This window comes from Ralstonia sp. OTU4908, assembly GCF_038440115.1.
Classification (GTDB): Bacteria; Pseudomonadota; Gammaproteobacteria; order Burkholderiales; family Burkholderiaceae; genus Ralstonia; species Ralstonia pickettii.
Genome location: NZ_JASATD010000100.1, coordinates 1 through 770 on the forward strand (window position 1 = coordinate 1; position 770 = coordinate 770).

The 770-nt window shown below is 63.8% G+C and carries 1 protein-coding gene; it reads left to right on the plus strand.

Going from position 1 to position 770, the window contains the following annotated elements; genetic code table 11:
• The coding region (locus tag AAHM38_RS25480; protein ID WP_220660294.1) for an IS3 family transposase at window positions 1-751 on the plus strand (751 nt) is incomplete at its 5' end.
• Window positions 752-770 lie beyond the last annotated feature (19 nt).

The following is a 770-nucleotide window of genomic DNA, read 5'->3' on the forward strand; positions in this document are numbered from 1 at the left end:
CGCGCGTGAGGCCAAGGTCTGTGCGTTGGTCAACCACTTACGGCTGCGCCAGCCGCGCTTGGGTACGCGCAAGCTCCAGCACGTGCTGCGCACGCCCCTGGCCGAGGCAGGCATCCAGGTTGGCCGGGATCGCCTGTTCGATATCCTGCGTGCAGCCCGGCTGCTGGTCGTGCCGCAGCGGGCGTATCACAAGACCACACACAGTCATCATCGCTTCCGGCGCCATCCCAATCTGCTCAAGGACGGCCCGAACCAGGTCATCCCCACCGGGCCGGAGCAGGTCTGGGTGGCCGACATTACCTATCTGCCGACCGCCCAGCGCTGTGCGTACCTGAGTCTGGTGACTGACGCCTACTCGCGCAAGATCGTGGGCTACCGCGTGCATGACAGCCTGCATGCCGAGTCGGTCGCCCAGGCGTTGAAGATGGCGCTGAAGACGCGCCATACGCGACAGCCTCTGGTTCATCACTCGGATCGGGGCATCCAATACTGTTCAGCCGAGTACCAGCGCATCCATCAGCGGCACGGCATCACGTGCTCCATGACCGACGGCTACGACTGCTACCAGAATGCCCTGGCCGAACGGGTCAACGGCATCCTCAAAGGGGAGTTGCTGCTCAAGCGCCCCGCCGACCTAGAGCAGGCCGCACGCATGGTGGCGCAGGCCGTGCATATCTACAACCACGAACGGCCTCATCTGGCCTTGAAATACAAAACGCCCGATGCGGTGCATCGGGCGCTCGGAGACTGAGCACAGTGTCAACCTATGG